Source organism: Enterobacter sp. 01-M-03-SI-ECC (assembly GCF_047530215.1).
In the GTDB taxonomy this organism is placed as follows: Bacteria; Pseudomonadota; Gammaproteobacteria; order Enterobacterales; family Enterobacteriaceae; genus Enterobacter; species Enterobacter chengduensis.
Window position 1 is genome coordinate 71,585 of record NZ_JBLKDA010000011.1, and the last position, 13,409, is coordinate 84,993.

At 58.1% G+C, this 13,409-nt stretch carries 15 protein-coding genes; 12 read left to right on the forward strand and 3 right to left on the reverse strand.

Annotation, left to right across the window (positions count from 1 at the left end; translation table 11 throughout):
- Position 1: 1 nt before the first annotated feature.
- Positions 2–295 carry a flagellar biosynthesis anti-sigma factor FlgM gene (flgM, locus tag ACMWKK_RS12305; protein ID WP_032639635.1) on the reverse strand — a complete coding sequence of 98 codons (294 nt, stop codon included), beginning with the start codon at positions 293–295 and terminating at the stop codon, positions 2–4.
- Positions 296–388: 93 nt separating this feature from the next.
- Positions 389–1,048, reverse strand: a complete 660-nt coding sequence (gene flgA / locus ACMWKK_RS12310) for a flagellar basal body P-ring formation chaperone FlgA (protein WP_112781874.1) — start codon at positions 1,046–1,048, stop codon at positions 389–391.
- A gap of 157 nt (positions 1,049–1,205) precedes the next feature.
- On the opposite strand from flgA, the gene flgB reads away from it, so the two are divergent.
- The 11 genes from flgB (at position 1,206) to flgL (ending at position 11,060) form a co-directional block, all read left to right on the forward strand.
- Positions 1,206–1,622, forward strand: a complete 417-nt coding sequence (flgB, locus tag ACMWKK_RS12315; RefSeq protein ID WP_112781873.1) for a flagellar basal body rod protein FlgB — start codon at positions 1,206–1,208, stop codon at positions 1,620–1,622.
- Between the two features lie 3 nt (positions 1,623–1,625).
- Complete coding sequence (flgC, locus tag ACMWKK_RS12320; protein WP_008500814.1) at positions 1,626–2,030, forward strand: flagellar basal body rod protein FlgC; 405 nt, start codon at positions 1,626–1,628, stop codon at positions 2,028–2,030.
- An 11-nt stretch (positions 2,031–2,041) separates the two neighbouring features.
- A complete protein-coding gene (gene flgD / locus ACMWKK_RS12325; protein ID WP_045326953.1) occupies positions 2,042–2,752 on the forward strand; it encodes a flagellar hook assembly protein FlgD in 711 nt (236 codons plus the stop codon).
- Between the two features lie 26 nt (positions 2,753–2,778).
- A complete protein-coding gene (gene flgE / locus ACMWKK_RS12330) occupies positions 2,779–3,987 on the forward strand; it encodes a flagellar hook protein FlgE (protein ID WP_112781872.1) in 1,209 nt (402 codons plus the stop codon).
- A 20-nt stretch (positions 3,988–4,007) separates the two neighbouring features.
- Positions 4,008–4,763 carry a flagellar basal body rod protein FlgF gene (locus ACMWKK_RS12335; RefSeq protein WP_406542804.1) on the forward strand — a complete coding sequence of 252 codons (756 nt, stop codon included), beginning with the start codon at positions 4,008–4,010 and terminating at the stop codon, positions 4,761–4,763.
- A gap of 11 nt (positions 4,764–4,774) precedes the next feature.
- Positions 4,775–5,557, forward strand: a complete 783-nt coding sequence (gene flgG, locus ACMWKK_RS12340) for a flagellar basal-body rod protein FlgG (RefSeq protein ID WP_008500810.1) — start codon at positions 4,775–4,777, stop codon at positions 5,555–5,557.
- A gap of 57 nt (positions 5,558–5,614) precedes the next feature.
- Positions 5,615–6,313, forward strand: coding sequence for a flagellar basal body L-ring protein FlgH (gene flgH, locus ACMWKK_RS12345; protein WP_045326956.1), 699 nt, complete (start codon positions 5,615–5,617; stop codon positions 6,311–6,313).
- A gap of 12 nt (positions 6,314–6,325) precedes the next feature.
- Positions 6,326–7,423 carry a flagellar basal body P-ring protein FlgI gene (locus ACMWKK_RS12350; protein ID WP_032639652.1) on the forward strand — a complete coding sequence of 366 codons (1,098 nt, stop codon included), beginning with the start codon at positions 6,326–6,328 and terminating at the stop codon, positions 7,421–7,423.
- Positions 7,423–8,376: a flagellar assembly peptidoglycan hydrolase FlgJ gene (gene flgJ / locus ACMWKK_RS12355; protein ID WP_024909017.1), complete on the forward strand. Its 954-nt coding sequence runs from the start codon at positions 7,423–7,425 to the stop codon at positions 8,374–8,376. Before ACMWKK_RS12350 ends, flgJ begins: the two co-directional genes overlap by 1 nt.
- 75 nt (positions 8,377–8,451) lie before the next feature.
- On the forward strand, positions 8,452–10,092 hold the full coding sequence (flgK, locus tag ACMWKK_RS12360) for a flagellar hook-associated protein FlgK (protein WP_045326958.1): 1,641 nt from the start codon (positions 8,452–8,454) through the stop codon (positions 10,090–10,092).
- Positions 10,093–10,106: 14 nt separating this feature from the next.
- A complete protein-coding gene (flgL, locus tag ACMWKK_RS12365) occupies positions 10,107–11,060 on the forward strand; it encodes a flagellar hook-associated protein FlgL (protein WP_045326959.1) in 954 nt (317 codons plus the stop codon).
- 74 nt (positions 11,061–11,134) lie between these two features.
- On the opposite strand, the gene ACMWKK_RS12370 is transcribed toward flgL, so the two are convergent.
- Positions 11,135–12,349: an MFS transporter gene (locus tag ACMWKK_RS12370; RefSeq protein WP_406542805.1), complete on the reverse strand. Its 1,215-nt coding sequence runs from the start codon at positions 12,347–12,349 to the stop codon at positions 11,135–11,137.
- Between the two features lie 145 nt (positions 12,350–12,494).
- Here ACMWKK_RS12370 and ACMWKK_RS12375 point away from each other — a divergent pair, with 145 nt between their 5' ends.
- Positions 12,495–13,397, forward strand: a complete 903-nt coding sequence (locus ACMWKK_RS12375) for a LysR family transcriptional regulator (RefSeq protein ID WP_404851927.1) — start codon at positions 12,495–12,497, stop codon at positions 13,395–13,397.
- Positions 13,398–13,409 lie beyond the last annotated feature (12 nt).

The window sequence follows — 13,409 nt, forward strand, 5'->3', positions numbered from 1 at the left end:
GTTAGTTACTCTGTAAGAAACTCTGAGCTTCCTGAATCAGGGCATCAGCAATCTTGCTGGTATCCATTTTCAGCTCACCGTTACGAATAGCCGTTTTCAGCGCTTCAACACGTTCCATATTGATATCGTTGGTGCCTGGCTGCATCAGTTTTGCCTGTGCGTCGCTCAGGGTTACGCTGGTGCTGTTGGACGTTGACGGTTTTTCCAGACGCGTTTTCTGCGCAGGAGCGTCATTCGTTTCGCGAGGCTGTACAGCGCTTACCGGCTTCAGGGCTGATGTACGATCAATGCTCATAGTGTTGTCCTCATCGAGGGTTCGCGGCGTTTGCGCCTGACATCATCATTAGTGGAATATTTATCGGCACGCGCCGCAAAATCTTTAAAAAGATTATAGGTTAATCAGAATATTCCCATCGGGATCGACGGTTCCGCTCACCACCTGGCCTGAGGACATTCTGACGCGGGCGTTTTGCGCCACCGCGGCATTGTTTAACGCTTTCCCTTCACTGTTGATGCTAAAGCCATCTCCGTTGGCCACCACCATCACCTGTTGACCCGCTTTTACCCGCCATGCCTGACGCAGCATGGAGAGCTGTATCGGCTGGCCGGGTGCAACATCGCGCAGGCTGACGGCGTCCTGGGCCTGGTTCATTTCCAGCATGGTGCGGGGCGGGAGCTGATCCAGGCGGCCGCGCTTCAGCGTCACGCTGTTCGGCTGCAGCACGCTGCCGCGCGCAATCGGCACGGCGGCAACAACATAATTGCCCGTCGCCTGAACGGCAACCTGTAAATAGCGTTTTTCACCGGCGCAGCGTGCCAGCACGTTCACATTCCCCCACAGCCGGGTGGTCCCCGTCACGCTGAATGACGGCTGGTCGCAGGTCGGGTACAGATTCGGCGGCGTGCGCACGGTAACGTTAACCTCATCGCTAAAGCCCGCCAGCTTTTCAGCAAAAAAAGCCGTCAGCCGATCCTGCAAGCCTTCAGCCTGCACCAGCGGGCTAAACAGCAAGAAAGTTGCCACCAGGCCACGTTTTAACGTTTGCATCGCAAGTTCCACCGTTTCCAGAGTTGAATGAATTCTACCTGCAGCGGTTTTGCATCAACGGAATAAATAGCGACGCATTTTGCGCTTATTCCGTCGATAGGGGAGACCGGGTGAGATTTAAGCTGTGAACTGAAATTTTGCCATCAGCGGAGGAGACATGCTCGATAAACTCGACGCCGCGTTACGTTTTCAGCAGGAAGCGCTCAATTTACGCGCCCAGCGGCAGGAGATTTTAGCCGCCAACATCGCTAACGCCGATACCCCGGGGTTTCAGGCGCGCGATATTGATTTTTCCAGTGAATTCAAAAAGGTGATGGAGCGTGGACGTGCCGAAGGAACGGGTGTTGCACTTGCCATGACGTCTTCTCGCCATATTCCTGCTCAGGCGATGACCGCGCCAGCGACCGATTTACTTTACCGCATTCCCGATCAGCCCTCACTCGACGGTAACACCGTGGATATGGACCGGGAGCGTACGCAGTTTGCCGATAACAGCCTGAAATACCAGACGGGCCTGACCGTACTCGGCGGACAAATCAAAGGCATGATGAACGTCCTGCAGGGGGGGAACTGATAGATGGCCTTGTTGAATATTTTTGATATTGCCGGTTCGGCGTTAACCGCCCAGTCCAAGCGTCTGAACGTGGCGGCCAGTAACCTGGCCAACGCCGACAGCGTAACCGGACCCGACGGTCAGCCCTATCGTGCCAAACAGGTTGTCTTTCAGGTCGACGCTGCGCCAGGCGCGGCAACGGGCGGCGTAAAGGTCTCTGATGTGGTTGAGAGCCAGGCGCCGGACAGGCTCGTGTATGAGCCGGGTAACCCGCTCGCGGATGCCAGCGGATACGTGAAAATGCCGAACGTAGATGTGGTGGGGGAAATGGTGAACTCCATGTCGGCATCCCGCAGCTACCAGGCCAACGTCGAAGTGCTTAATACCGTGAAGAGCATGATGCTCAAAACACTCACTCTCGGCCAGTAAAGGAGACACGCATGTCCATTGCCGTCAATATGAACGATCCCACGAACACGGGTGTTAATAACACGAAGAGTTCGACAGGGTCTAACTCCCTGACCGGGAGTAATGCCGCCGATCTGCAGGGCAGCTTTCTGACGCTGCTGGTGGCGCAGCTGAAGAACCAGGATCCCACTAACCCGATGCAGAACAACGAACTGACCACGCAGCTTGCGCAGATCAGTACCGTCAGCGGCATTGAGAAACTCAACACCACCCTGGGTTCCGTCTCCGGCCAGATCAACAGCGCCCAGTCTCTGCAGGCCGCCAGCCTGATTGGCCACGGGGTGATGATCCCGGGCACCACGATTCTGGCGGGCACCAGCACCACCGAAGGCAACACCACAACGACCACCACGCCGTTTGGCGTTGAACTGCAGCAGGCCGCTGACAAAGTGACCGCGACGATCACCGACTCGACCGGTGCCGTGGTCCGCACCATCGACATCGGCGAGCTGAAGGCGGGCGTTCATACCTTTACCTGGGATGGCAGCCTGACCGACGGCACGAAAGCACCAAACGGTTCCTACAAGGTGGCCATCAGCGCCAGCAACGGGACGACCCAGCTGGTCGCGCAGCCGCTGCAGTTCGCGCTGGTACAGGGCGTGATTAAAGGAAGCGACGGCAGCAAACTGGATTTGGGAACCTCGGGTTCCACCACACTCGACGAAGTTCGGCAGATTATCTAAGCCTTAACACTTATCAGGAGTAAGTCATGGCCTTTTCTCAAGCGGTCAGCGGCCTGAATGCTGCGGCCACCAACCTGGACGTCATTGGCAACAACATCGCCAACTCCGCGACCTATGGTTTTAAATCCGGTTCTGCTTCCTTTGCAGACATGTTTGCCGGTTCCAAAGTGGGCCTGGGCGTGAAGGTTGCGGGCATCACTCAGGACTTTACCGACGGCACCACCACCAATACCGGTCGCGGTCTGGACGTTGCCATCAGCCAGAACGGTTTCTTCCGTATGGTCGATGCAAACGGCTCGGTGTTCTACAGCCGTAACGGCCAGTTCAAGCTGGATGAGAACCGTAACCTGGTGAACATGCAGGGGATGCAATTAACCGGTTATCCGGTGGCCGGGACGCCGTCAACGGTTCAGACCGGTGCAAACCCGCAGGCGATCAACATCCCGACCACGCTGATGGCGGCGAAGTCCACCACCACGGCTTCCCAGCAGATTAACCTCAACTCCACCGATACCGCACCGACGACCGCCTTTGATCCGACCAACCCGGACACCTACAACAAAAAAGGCACCGTCACCGTCTTTGACAGCCAGGGTAATGCGCACAACATGAACCTGTTTTACGTTAAAGATGCGGCCCCGGCCAACTCCTGGAAAGTCTATGCCCAGGACGGCAGCGTGGCAGGCAGCCCGGCGGCGCTGGCTACCACCCTGACCTTCGACAATAACGGCACGTTGACCGGCGGTGGAAGCATCAACATCACGACCGGAACCATTCCGGGTGCGACCCCTGCGACCTTCGCCATGAGTTTTGCTAACTCCATGCAGCAGAACACCGGTGCGAACAATATCGTGGCGACCAGCCAGAACGGCTTCAAGCCTGGCGACCTGGTGAGCTACCAGATCAACGATGACGGCACCGTAGTCGGGAACTACTCCAACGAGCAGACTCAGGTGCTGGGGCAGATCGTGCTGGCAAACTTTGCCAACAACGAAGGCCTGAAATCGGAAGGCGATAACGTCTGGTCGGCGACCCAGTCCTCCGGCGTGGCGCTGCTGGGCACGGCGGGAAGCGGCAACTTCGGTACGCTGACCAACGGCGCGCTGGAAGCCTCCAACGTGGACCTGAGTAAAGAACTGGTGAACATGATTGTCGCGCAGCGTAACTATCAGTCGAACGCGCAGACCATCAAAACCCAGGACCAGATCCTCAACACGCTGGTTAACCTGCGTTAAGCGGCTAACGGGAAGGCGCAATGGATCACGCAATATATACCGCGATGGGCGCGGCAAGCCAGACGCTCAACCAGCAGGCCGTTACCGCCAGCAACCTGGCAAACGCCTCGACGCCGGGCTTTCGCGCTCAGCTTAATGCGCTGCGCGCGGTGCCGGTGGAAGGGCTTTCCCTGCCGACCCGCACGCTGGTGACGGCATCGACCCCGGGCGCAGATATGACGCCCGGGCAGATGGACTACACCTCACGCCCGCTGGACGTTGCCCTGCAGCAGGACGGCTGGCTGGCGGTGCAAACGGCGGACGGCAGTGAAGGCTATACCCGTAACGGGAATATCCAGGTGAGCGCGACGGGCCAGCTGACGATTAAGGGTCATCCGGTGATGGGCGAAGCGGGCCCGCTGACCGTGCCGGAAGGCTCTGAGCTGACTATCGCCGCGGACGGCACCATTTCGGCGCTGAACCCGGGCGACCCGGCCAACACCGTTGCGCCCGTCGGCCGTCTGAAGCTGGTTAAAGCGGAAGCCAAAGACGTGCAGCGCGGAGACGACGGCATGTTCCGTCTGACCCAGGCAGCGCAGGCGACGCGGGGCGCCACGTTACAGGCCGATCCGAGCATCCGCGTGATGTCCGGCGTTCTGGAAGGCAGTAACGTCAAGCCGGTCGAAGCCATGACCGACATGATCGCCAGCGCCCGCCGTTTCGAAATGCAGATGAAGATCATCAGCAGCGTGGATGAAAACGCGGGCAAGGCTAACCAACTTCTGTCTATGAGTTAACAGGACTCCTTATGATCAGTTCTTTATGGATCGCGAAAACTGGCCTGGACGCCCAGCAAACCAATATGGACGTGATTGCCAACAACCTGGCAAACGTGAGCACCAATGGTTTCAAGCGTCAGCGTGCCGTTTTCGAAGATTTGCTTTATCAAACCATCCGCCAGCCGGGCGCGCAGTCTTCTGAACAGACGACGCTGCCTTCCGGCCTGCAGATCGGTACCGGCGTGCGTCCGGTGGCGACCGAGCGTCTGCACAGCCAGGGCAACCTGTCACAGACCAACAACAGCAAAGACGTGGCAATCAAAGGCCAGGGCTTCTTCCAGGTGCAGCTGCCTGACGGAACCTCAGCCTATACCCGCGACGGCTCGTTCCAGGTCGATCAGAACGGCCAGCTGGTGACGGCGGGCGGTTTCCAGGTGCAGCCGGCGATCACCATCCCGGCGAACGCCCTGAGCATCACCATTGGACGTGACGGCGTGGTGAGCGTCACCCAGCAGGGGCAGGCGGCGCCGGTTCAGGTGGGGCAGCTCAACCTGACGACCTTCATGAACGATACCGGTCTGGAAAGCATTGGTGAGAACCTCTACACCGAAACGCAATCCTCCGGTACGCCGAATGAGAGCACCCCGGGCCTGAACGGCGCGGGTTTGCTGTACCAGGGTTATGTTGAAACGTCCAACGTAAACGTGGCTGAAGAGCTGGTGAATATGATCCAGGTCCAGCGCGCGTATGAAATTAACAGTAAAGCAGTGTCGACGACCGACCAGATGCTGCAGAAACTGACGCAACTCTAAGGTGTAGCCCGGTGCGGTCAACGCCGCGCCGGCTCCCTGTTTTCGAAGATGAAGGCAATGCAAAAAAACGCGGCGTTTCGTTATCCGATACTGACTGTTCTGGCCGTCACCCTCAGCGGGTGTGCTTTGATCCCGTCTAAACCATTGGTCCAGGGTGCGACGACTGCCCAACCCGTTCCCGGCCCCGCGCCAGTGGTAAACGGCTCCATTTTCCAGACCGCGCAGCCGATAAATTACGGCTATCAGCCGCTGTTTGAAGATCGCCGCCCGCGTAACGTCGGCGATACATTGACCATTGTGCTGCAGGAAAACGTCAGCGCGAGCAAGAGCTCGTCGGCGAACGCCAGCCGCGATGGCAAAACCAATTTTGGCTTCGATACCGTGCCACGCTATCTCGAAGGGCTGTTTGGCAACGCGCGTGCTGATATGAACGCGTCCGGCGGCAACACCTTTAACGGGAAAGGCGGTGCGAACGCCAGCAATACCTTCAGCGGCACGCTGACGGTCACGGTTGACCAGGTACTGGTTAACGGCAACCTGCACGTTGTGGGTGAAAAACAGATCGCCATCAACCAGGGCACTGAATTCATTCGCTTCTCGGGCGTGGTTAACCCTCGCACCATCAGCGGCAGCAACACCGTTCCGTCCACCCAGGTGGCGGATGCGCGCATTGAGTACGTCGGTAACGGCTATATCAATGAAGCGCAAAATATGGGTTGGCTGCAGCGCTTCTTCCTTAATTTATCGCCGATGTAAGCGAGGTGAACCATGTTTAAATCGATCTTCGCCGTGGCGCTCGCGCTGGTGGCAACGTTTGCCCAGGCTGACCGTATTCGCGATCTCACCAGCGTTCAGGGCGTGCGCGAAAACTCCCTGATTGGCTACGGGCTGGTGGTGGGGCTGGACGGTACGGGTGACCAGACCACCCAGACGCCGTTCACCACCCAAAGCCTGAACAACATGCTTTCCCAGCTCGGCATTACCGTGCCGGCGGGAACCAACATGCAGCTGAAAAACGTGGCCGCGGTGATGGTTACCGCGTCCTACCCGGCGTTTGCGCGTCAGGGGCAGACCATTGACGTGGTGGTCTCCTCTATGGGTAACGCCAAAAGCCTGCGCGGCGGTACGCTGCTGATGACCCCGCTGAAGGGTGTCGACAGCCAGGTCTATGCCCTGGCGCAGGGGAACATTCTGGTCGGCGGTGCGGGAGCATCCGCAGGCGGAAGCAGCGTGCAGGTGAACCAGCTCAACGGCGGACGTATTACCAACGGGGCGATCATTGAGCGCGAGCTGCCGACCCAGTTTGGTACGGGCAATACCATCAACCTTCAGCTCAATAATGAAGACTTCACGATGGCGCAGCAGATTGCCGATACCATCAACCGCAGCCGCGGCTACGGTAATGCCACGGCGCTCGATGCGCGCACCGTGCAGATCCGCACCTCCACCGGCAGCAGCAACCAGGTGCGCATGCTGGCGGATATCCAGAATATGGAAGTGAACGTTCCGGTTCAGGATGCGAAGGTGATCATCAACTCCCGTACCGGCTCGGTGGTGATGAACCGGGAAGTGTCGCTCGACAGCTGCGCCGTGGCGCAGGGGAACCTCTCCGTGACGGTAAACCGCTCCGCGAACGTGAGCCAGCCGAATACGCCATTTGGCGGAGGACAGACGGTGGTGACGCCACAAACGCAGATCGATCTGCGCCAGAGCGGCGGGTCACTGCAGAGCGTGCGCTCCAGCGCCAACCTGAACAGCGTGGTGCGTGCCCTGAACGCCCTGGGCGCAACGCCGATGGACCTGATGTCCATCCTGCAATCCATGCAAAGCGCCGGCTGCCTGCGCGCCAAACTGGAAATCATCTAATGCTGACCGATAGCAAACTGTTGACCAGTGCCGCCTGGGACGCCCAGTCGCTGAACGAACTGAAAACCAAAGCAGGAAAAGACCCGGCGGCAAACATCCGCCCGGTCGCCCGCCAGGTGGAAGGGATGTTTGTACAGATGATGCTGAAAAGCATGCGTGAAACCCTGCCGAAAGACGGGATGTTCAGCAGTGATTCAACGCGTCTGTACACCAGCATGTACGATCAGCAGATTGCGCAGCAGATGACCGCCGGTAAAGGCCTCGGTCTGGCTGACATGATTGTCAAACAGACCGAAGCCGCGCAGGGCATTCAGCCTCAGGAGCAGCCGCAGCAGGTACCGATGAAGTTCGACCTGGAAACGGTGACCAGTTATCAGAATCAGGCCCTGACGCAGCTGGTGCGTAAAGCGATGCCGAAAGCCACGGGCAGCGGCGATGAGCCGCTCTCCGGTGACAGCAAAGACTTCCTGGCGCAGCTTTCTCTGCCTGCGCGCCTTGCCAGCGAACAGAGCGGCGTGCCGCATCACCTGATTCTGGCCCAGGCCGCGCTGGAGTCGGGCTGGGGGCAGCGCCAGATCCGCAAGGAAAACGGCGAGCCGAGCTTCAACATCTTCGGCGTGAAGGCCACCTCCAGCTGGAAGGGGCCGACAACGGAGATCACCACCACCGAATACGAGAACGGTGCGGCGGTGAAGGTGAAAGCCAAATTCCGCGTCTACAGCTCCTATCTGGAAGCCTTGTCCGATTACGTTGGCCTGCTGAGCCGAAATCCGCGCTATACCGCCGTGACCCAGGCGGCGACGGCGGAGCAGGGCGCTCAGGCGCTGCAAAACGCGGGCTACGCCACTGACCCGAACTATGCCCGCAAGCTCACCAGCATGATCCAGCAGCTGAAATCGATGGGCGAGAAGGTCAGCAAAGCCTATAGCACAGATATTGAAAATCTGTTCTGAAAGTTCTCAAGTCCCGGTGGAGGTTGCCGATAACCTTCATCAGGACTCGTGTCTGAACGTATAAAAGGAACCCCCATGTCCAGTTTGATTAACAGCGCCATGAGTGGCCTCAGTGCTGCGCAGTCGGCACTCAATACCGTCAGTAATAATATTTCAAGCTATAACGTGGCAGGTTACACCCGCCAGACCACGGTGCTGGGCGCTTCTAACAGCACGCTGACCGGCGGTGGCTGGGTGGGTAACGGGGTGTATGTCTCCGGTGTCCAGCGTGAGTATGACGCCTTCATTACCAACCAGCTGCGCGCCGCGCAGACGCAGAGCAGCGGCCTGACGACGCGCTACCAGCAGATGTCAAAAATTGACGATGTGCTGTCCGATACCACCAACTCGCTCTCCACCACCCTGCAGGACTTCTTCAAAAGCCTGCAAACCCTGGTGAGCAACGCCGAAGACCCGGCTGCACGTCAGACGGTGCTGGGTAAAGCGGGTGGTCTGGTCAATCAGTTCAAAACCAACGATCAGTATCTTCGCGACCAGGATGCGCAGGTCAATACTGCGATCGGTGCCAGCGTTTCGCAGATCAACAACTATGCAAAGCAGATTGCGAATCTGAACGATCAGATTTCCCGCCTGACCGGCGTCGGTGCGGGCGCATCGCCGAACGATCTGCTCGATCAGCGCGATCAGCTTGTTACCGAGCTGAACAAAATCGTAGGTGTGGAAGTCTCTGTTCAGGATGGCGGCACGTACAACATCTCTTTCGGCAACGGTTACAGCCTGGTGCAGGGCAGCAAAGCTAACCAGCTGGCGGCCGTGAAGTCCAGCGCGGATCCGTCCCGTACCACTATCGCCTACGTCGATGACGTGGCGGGGAATGTTGAGATCCCTGAGAAGATGGTCACCACCGGCTCGTTAGGGGGGTTACTGACGTTTCGCTCTGAAGATCTGGATAAGGCGCGTAATACCCTGAACCAGATGGCGCTGGCCTTTGCCGATGCGATGAACACGCAGCATGAAGCGGGATTTGATGCGAATGGCGACGCGGGCGGTAAGCTGTTCGATTTTGGTTCGCCAGCTGTGCTTTCAAACAGCAAAAATAGCGGTACGGCGACCGTCACTGCCGCCGTAGCGGATAGCACCAAGGTTCAGGCAACGGACTATCAGCTGCAGTTTAACGGCACCGACTGGACCATCACCCGTACTTCGGACAAAACCAGCTTTACGATGAGCCCGGATGCCAGTGGAAATCTGTCGTTTGATGGCCTTAACGTGAACGTAAGCGGCACGGCAAATACCAAAGACAGTTTCACCGTGAAGCCCGTTTCCGACGTCATCATGAACATGGATCTGGCGATCAGCGACGAGTCCAAGCTGGCGATGGCCTCGGTGCAGAACGGCGGCGAAAGTGACAACCGTAACGGCCAAAAACTGCTTGACCTGCAAAACGCGAAAGTGGTGGGCGGAAATAAAACCTTCAACGATGCGTATGCCTCTCTTGTCAGTACAGTCGGTAGCTCAACGGCGTCACTGAAGGTGAGTAGCCAGACGAAAGCGAATGTGGAAACGCAGTTAACCAAGCAGCAGCAGTCTATCTCAGGGGTAAACCTCGACGAAGAGTATGGCAATTTGCAGCGTTACCAGCAGTATTACCTTGCCAACGCGCAGGTTTTACAAACTGCTAGCACGCTCTTCGACGCAATTATCAATATTCGTTAAGGTTGAGGTGAACAATGCGTATTAGCACCCAGATGATGTACGACCAGAACATGCGGGGGATCACCGATTCCCAAAGCAAATGGTTGAGTTACGGCGAACAAATGACCACCGGTAAGCGCGTCAATCGTCCGTCGGACGATCCTATTGCGGCGTCGCAGGCGATTGTTCTGTCTCAGGCTCAGGCGCAGAATAGCCAATTCGATCTTGCGCGTACCTTTGCAACGCAGAAAGTATCTCTTGAAGAAAGCGTCCTTTCACAGGTTACAACGGCCATTCAGAGCGCTCAGGAAAAAGTCGTCTATGCAAGGAACGGGACATTGAGTGACAGCGATCGGGCATCTCTGGCGACGGACCTGCAAGGCATCCGCGATCAGTTGATGAACCTCGCCAACAGCACTGACGGTAATGGACGATATATCTTCGCTGGCTACAAGACGGAAAATGTCGCTTTTGACCAAACCAGCGGCAATTATATCGGTGGTGCTACCCCGGTTAACCAACAGGTGGATTCTGCGCGAAATATGCAGATCAGCCACACGGGTACAGAGGTTTTCGCCACGTTTACCAGTAATGCAACACCGGAGCCGGGTGGTGGAACACCGGAAAAGAATTTGTTCAAAATACTGGATAACGCGATCGCCTCGTTGAACACCCCCGTTGGGGACGATCAAACAAAGGTCGACCAGGAAAATGCCGCTATTGATGCTGCTAACCGGGGGCTACGTAACTCGCTCGATAATGTATTAACCGTGCGGGCTGATTTGGGTACCAAGCTTAACGAACTGGATAAACTGAACACGTTGAGTAACGACCGGTCACTCTCTCAGACTTCGCAAATGAGCGACCTTGTGGACGTTGACTGGAATGCGGCAATTTCCTCTTACACCATGCAGCAGGCGGCCCTGCAGGCGTCTTATAAAGCGTTTAGTGATATGCAGGGCATGTCTCTGTTCCAGCTGAACAAATAACATCTTGACCTCTTAGAGCATGTCTTGAAACTGGGCATGTTTTACTGCCCAATCCGTGTGGATTGGGCATTTTTTTATGCAGCTTCCGCCGGTGCCGAGGCAATACGCGCGCTTTCAATAAGACGGATTGCCAGCGCAATGGCGCCACAGACGGTCGCCAGCGCGACCACGCCCGTCCAGCCGGCCAGCGAGTAGATATTGCTGCCCAACGCGGAACCCAGCGCCATCCCGATAAAGACCACCGTAAAGAGCAGGGCGTTGAGACGACCCCGCGCCTGCGGTTCAAGGCTGTACACCAGGTTCTGGTGGGCGACCAGGCTCGACTGCAGGCCCAGGTCGAACCCGACGGCGGAGAGGGCGATCAGCATCAGCTGTCCATGAACGCTCAGCGCGGGCATCAGGAACATCAGGGCGAAGGAGACGGTTACCAGGACGGCACCAAGCTGCGTGACTTTTCCTGCCCCCAGCCTGTCTGCTAACCCGCCTGCCAGCGGGGCGGCTAGCGCACCGGCGGCGCCGGCAATCCCAAAACCTCCCGCGACGGCACTGCCAAGGTGATAGCGTTCCAGCAGCATGACCGCAAGCGTTGACCAGAAGGCGCTAAAGGCAATCGACAGGAAACCCTGGGCCAGCGCCGCGCGGCGCCGCGCCGGATAACGACGCCACAGGTGTTCCATTGAGCGCATCAGCGCGGGGTAGCTCAGCGTGGAGTGAATGGCAAAGCGGGGAAGTACGAGCCACATCATCACGCCGACGAACGCAATGCTCGCCGCCGCCAGCTGGTACATAACGCGCCAGCCAAACGCTTCGCCCACCACGCCGCTCACGGTTCTTGATAACAAGATCCCCATCAGCAGCCCGGTCATAACCGTGCCCACGGTTTTCCCCTGTTTGCCTTCCGGCGCGAGAATGGCCGCGGCAGGGACAATATCCTGCGCCATGGTGGCGGCCATGCCGATAAGCAGGCTTGCCAGCAGCAGGGAGTGGATCTGTCCGGTGAGGCTACAGCCGAGTAGAAACAGCGCCAGCGCGGCACTCTTTATCAGAATTAACGTCCTGCGGTCGTGGCGATCGCCAAGCGGCAGCAGGAACAGGATGCCGAGCGCGTAGCCTGCCTGAGTTAATGTTGGCACCAGGCCCATACCTTCAATGCTCAGATGCAGATCGGCCCCCATCAGCGGCAGCAGAGGCTGGGCGTAATAGATAGATGCCACGCTGAAGCCAGCCCCGATCGCCAGCATGAAGATGACCCAGCGGCTCACGGCATGGGCGGCGTTTGTTGTGTTCATCAGATGTTCCTCATACGTTGTGTGGCGCTATTTTTTATCAGGACGCCTTGCGACGGTAGCGGGCCCGGTGGTAAAACGCTTATACGTTGAACGTATAATTGAAAAGAAGATGAAAAGAGCTGAGCGTATAGACAGAGTGGAGCTAATGCGGACGTTTGTGCGCATTGTAGAAGCGGGTTCCCTCTCTGCGGCGGCACGTCAGCTGGCCACAACCCAGGCCACGGTGAGCAGACGATTACAGTCGCTCGAGAGCATGCTGGGCGTGCGCCTGATGTTGCGCACCACCCACACCACGCGGCTGACGGACGACGGCGAGCGCTGCTATCAGCACGCCCGCCGGGTGATTGACAGCTGGCTGGCGCTCGAAGATGAGGTAGGGCAGACGGAAGACGAGCCTGTAGGCGTGCTGCGGGTGCGGGCACCGCACGCGTTTGGTCAGGATCAGCTGCTGAAACCTGTAACCGAATTTTTGCAACGCTATCCGCAGCTTTCGATCGAGTGGATGCTCAACGATCGGTCGGCGGATTTCCTGGGTGATAACCTCGACTGCGCCATTCGGGTGGGCATGGAGGTCGATCCGGCAACCGTGTCCGTGCTGCTGGCCGAAGTGCCGCGCTCGGTGGTGGCGTCTCCGGCGCTGCTGGCTCGCTTTCCGGCGGTGAATACGCCGGAAGATCTGCAACAGTTTCCCTGGATTGCGATCAGCTCATTCTATCAGCGCCACGTAGAGCTTTTTCACCATGCCTCGCCCGCCACCGCGCGGATTGCGATTACCCCACGCCTCAGCACCGACAGCCTGTATGTCGCACGTAATACGGCGCTCACCGGCCTTGGCGTGGCGGTGATCTCCAGCTGGACGGTACAGGAGGATCTTCGGGAAGGGCGGCTGGTACATTTGCTGCCGGAGTGGCAGCCGGCGGCGCTACCGGTTCACCTGGTTTATCCCTGGTCCCGCTATTATCCGGCACGCTTGCGGCGTTTTCTGGAGCTGATGCGGCAGGTCATGCCGGAGGTTACCGGGATGAGAACGCCCATGAAGCAGGCATAAAAAAGCCGACCC

Excerpts from the sequence above, each read along its gene's own strand:
- ACMWKK_RS12375 (WP_404851927.1), top strand. The coding sequence starts at position 12,495 with ATGCGGACGTTTGTGCGCATTGTAGAAGCGGGTTCCCTCTCTGCGGCG.
- flgA (WP_112781874.1), bottom strand. The coding sequence starts at position 1,048 with ATGCAAACGTTAAAACGTGGCCTGGTGGCAACTTTCTTGCTGTTTAGC.
- flgC (WP_008500814.1), top strand. The coding sequence starts at position 1,626 with ATGGCCTTGTTGAATATTTTTGATATTGCCGGTTCGGCGTTAACCGCC.
- flgM (WP_032639635.1), bottom strand. The coding sequence starts at position 295 with ATGAGCATTGATCGTACATCAGCCCTGAAGCCGGTAAGCGCTGTACAG.
- ACMWKK_RS12370 (WP_406542805.1), bottom strand. The coding sequence starts at position 12,349 with ATGAACACAACAAACGCCGCCCATGCCGTGAGCCGCTGGGTCATCTTC.
- flgB (WP_112781873.1), top strand. The coding sequence starts at position 1,206 with ATGCTCGATAAACTCGACGCCGCGTTACGTTTTCAGCAGGAAGCGCTC.
- ACMWKK_RS12335 (WP_406542804.1), top strand. The coding sequence starts at position 4,008 with ATGGATCACGCAATATATACCGCGATGGGCGCGGCAAGCCAGACGCTC.
- flgK (WP_045326958.1), top strand. The coding sequence starts at position 8,452 with ATGTCCAGTTTGATTAACAGCGCCATGAGTGGCCTCAGTGCTGCGCAG.
- flgG (WP_008500810.1), top strand. The coding sequence starts at position 4,775 with ATGATCAGTTCTTTATGGATCGCGAAAACTGGCCTGGACGCCCAGCAA.
- flgJ (WP_024909017.1), top strand. The coding sequence starts at position 7,423 with ATGCTGACCGATAGCAAACTGTTGACCAGTGCCGCCTGGGACGCCCAG.
- flgL (WP_045326959.1), top strand. The coding sequence starts at position 10,107 with ATGCGTATTAGCACCCAGATGATGTACGACCAGAACATGCGGGGGATC.
- flgE (WP_112781872.1), top strand. The coding sequence starts at position 2,779 with ATGGCCTTTTCTCAAGCGGTCAGCGGCCTGAATGCTGCGGCCACCAAC.
- ACMWKK_RS12350 (WP_032639652.1), top strand. The coding sequence starts at position 6,326 with ATGTTTAAATCGATCTTCGCCGTGGCGCTCGCGCTGGTGGCAACGTTT.
- flgH (WP_045326956.1), top strand. The coding sequence starts at position 5,615 with ATGCAAAAAAACGCGGCGTTTCGTTATCCGATACTGACTGTTCTGGCC.
- flgD (WP_045326953.1), top strand. The coding sequence starts at position 2,042 with ATGTCCATTGCCGTCAATATGAACGATCCCACGAACACGGGTGTTAAT.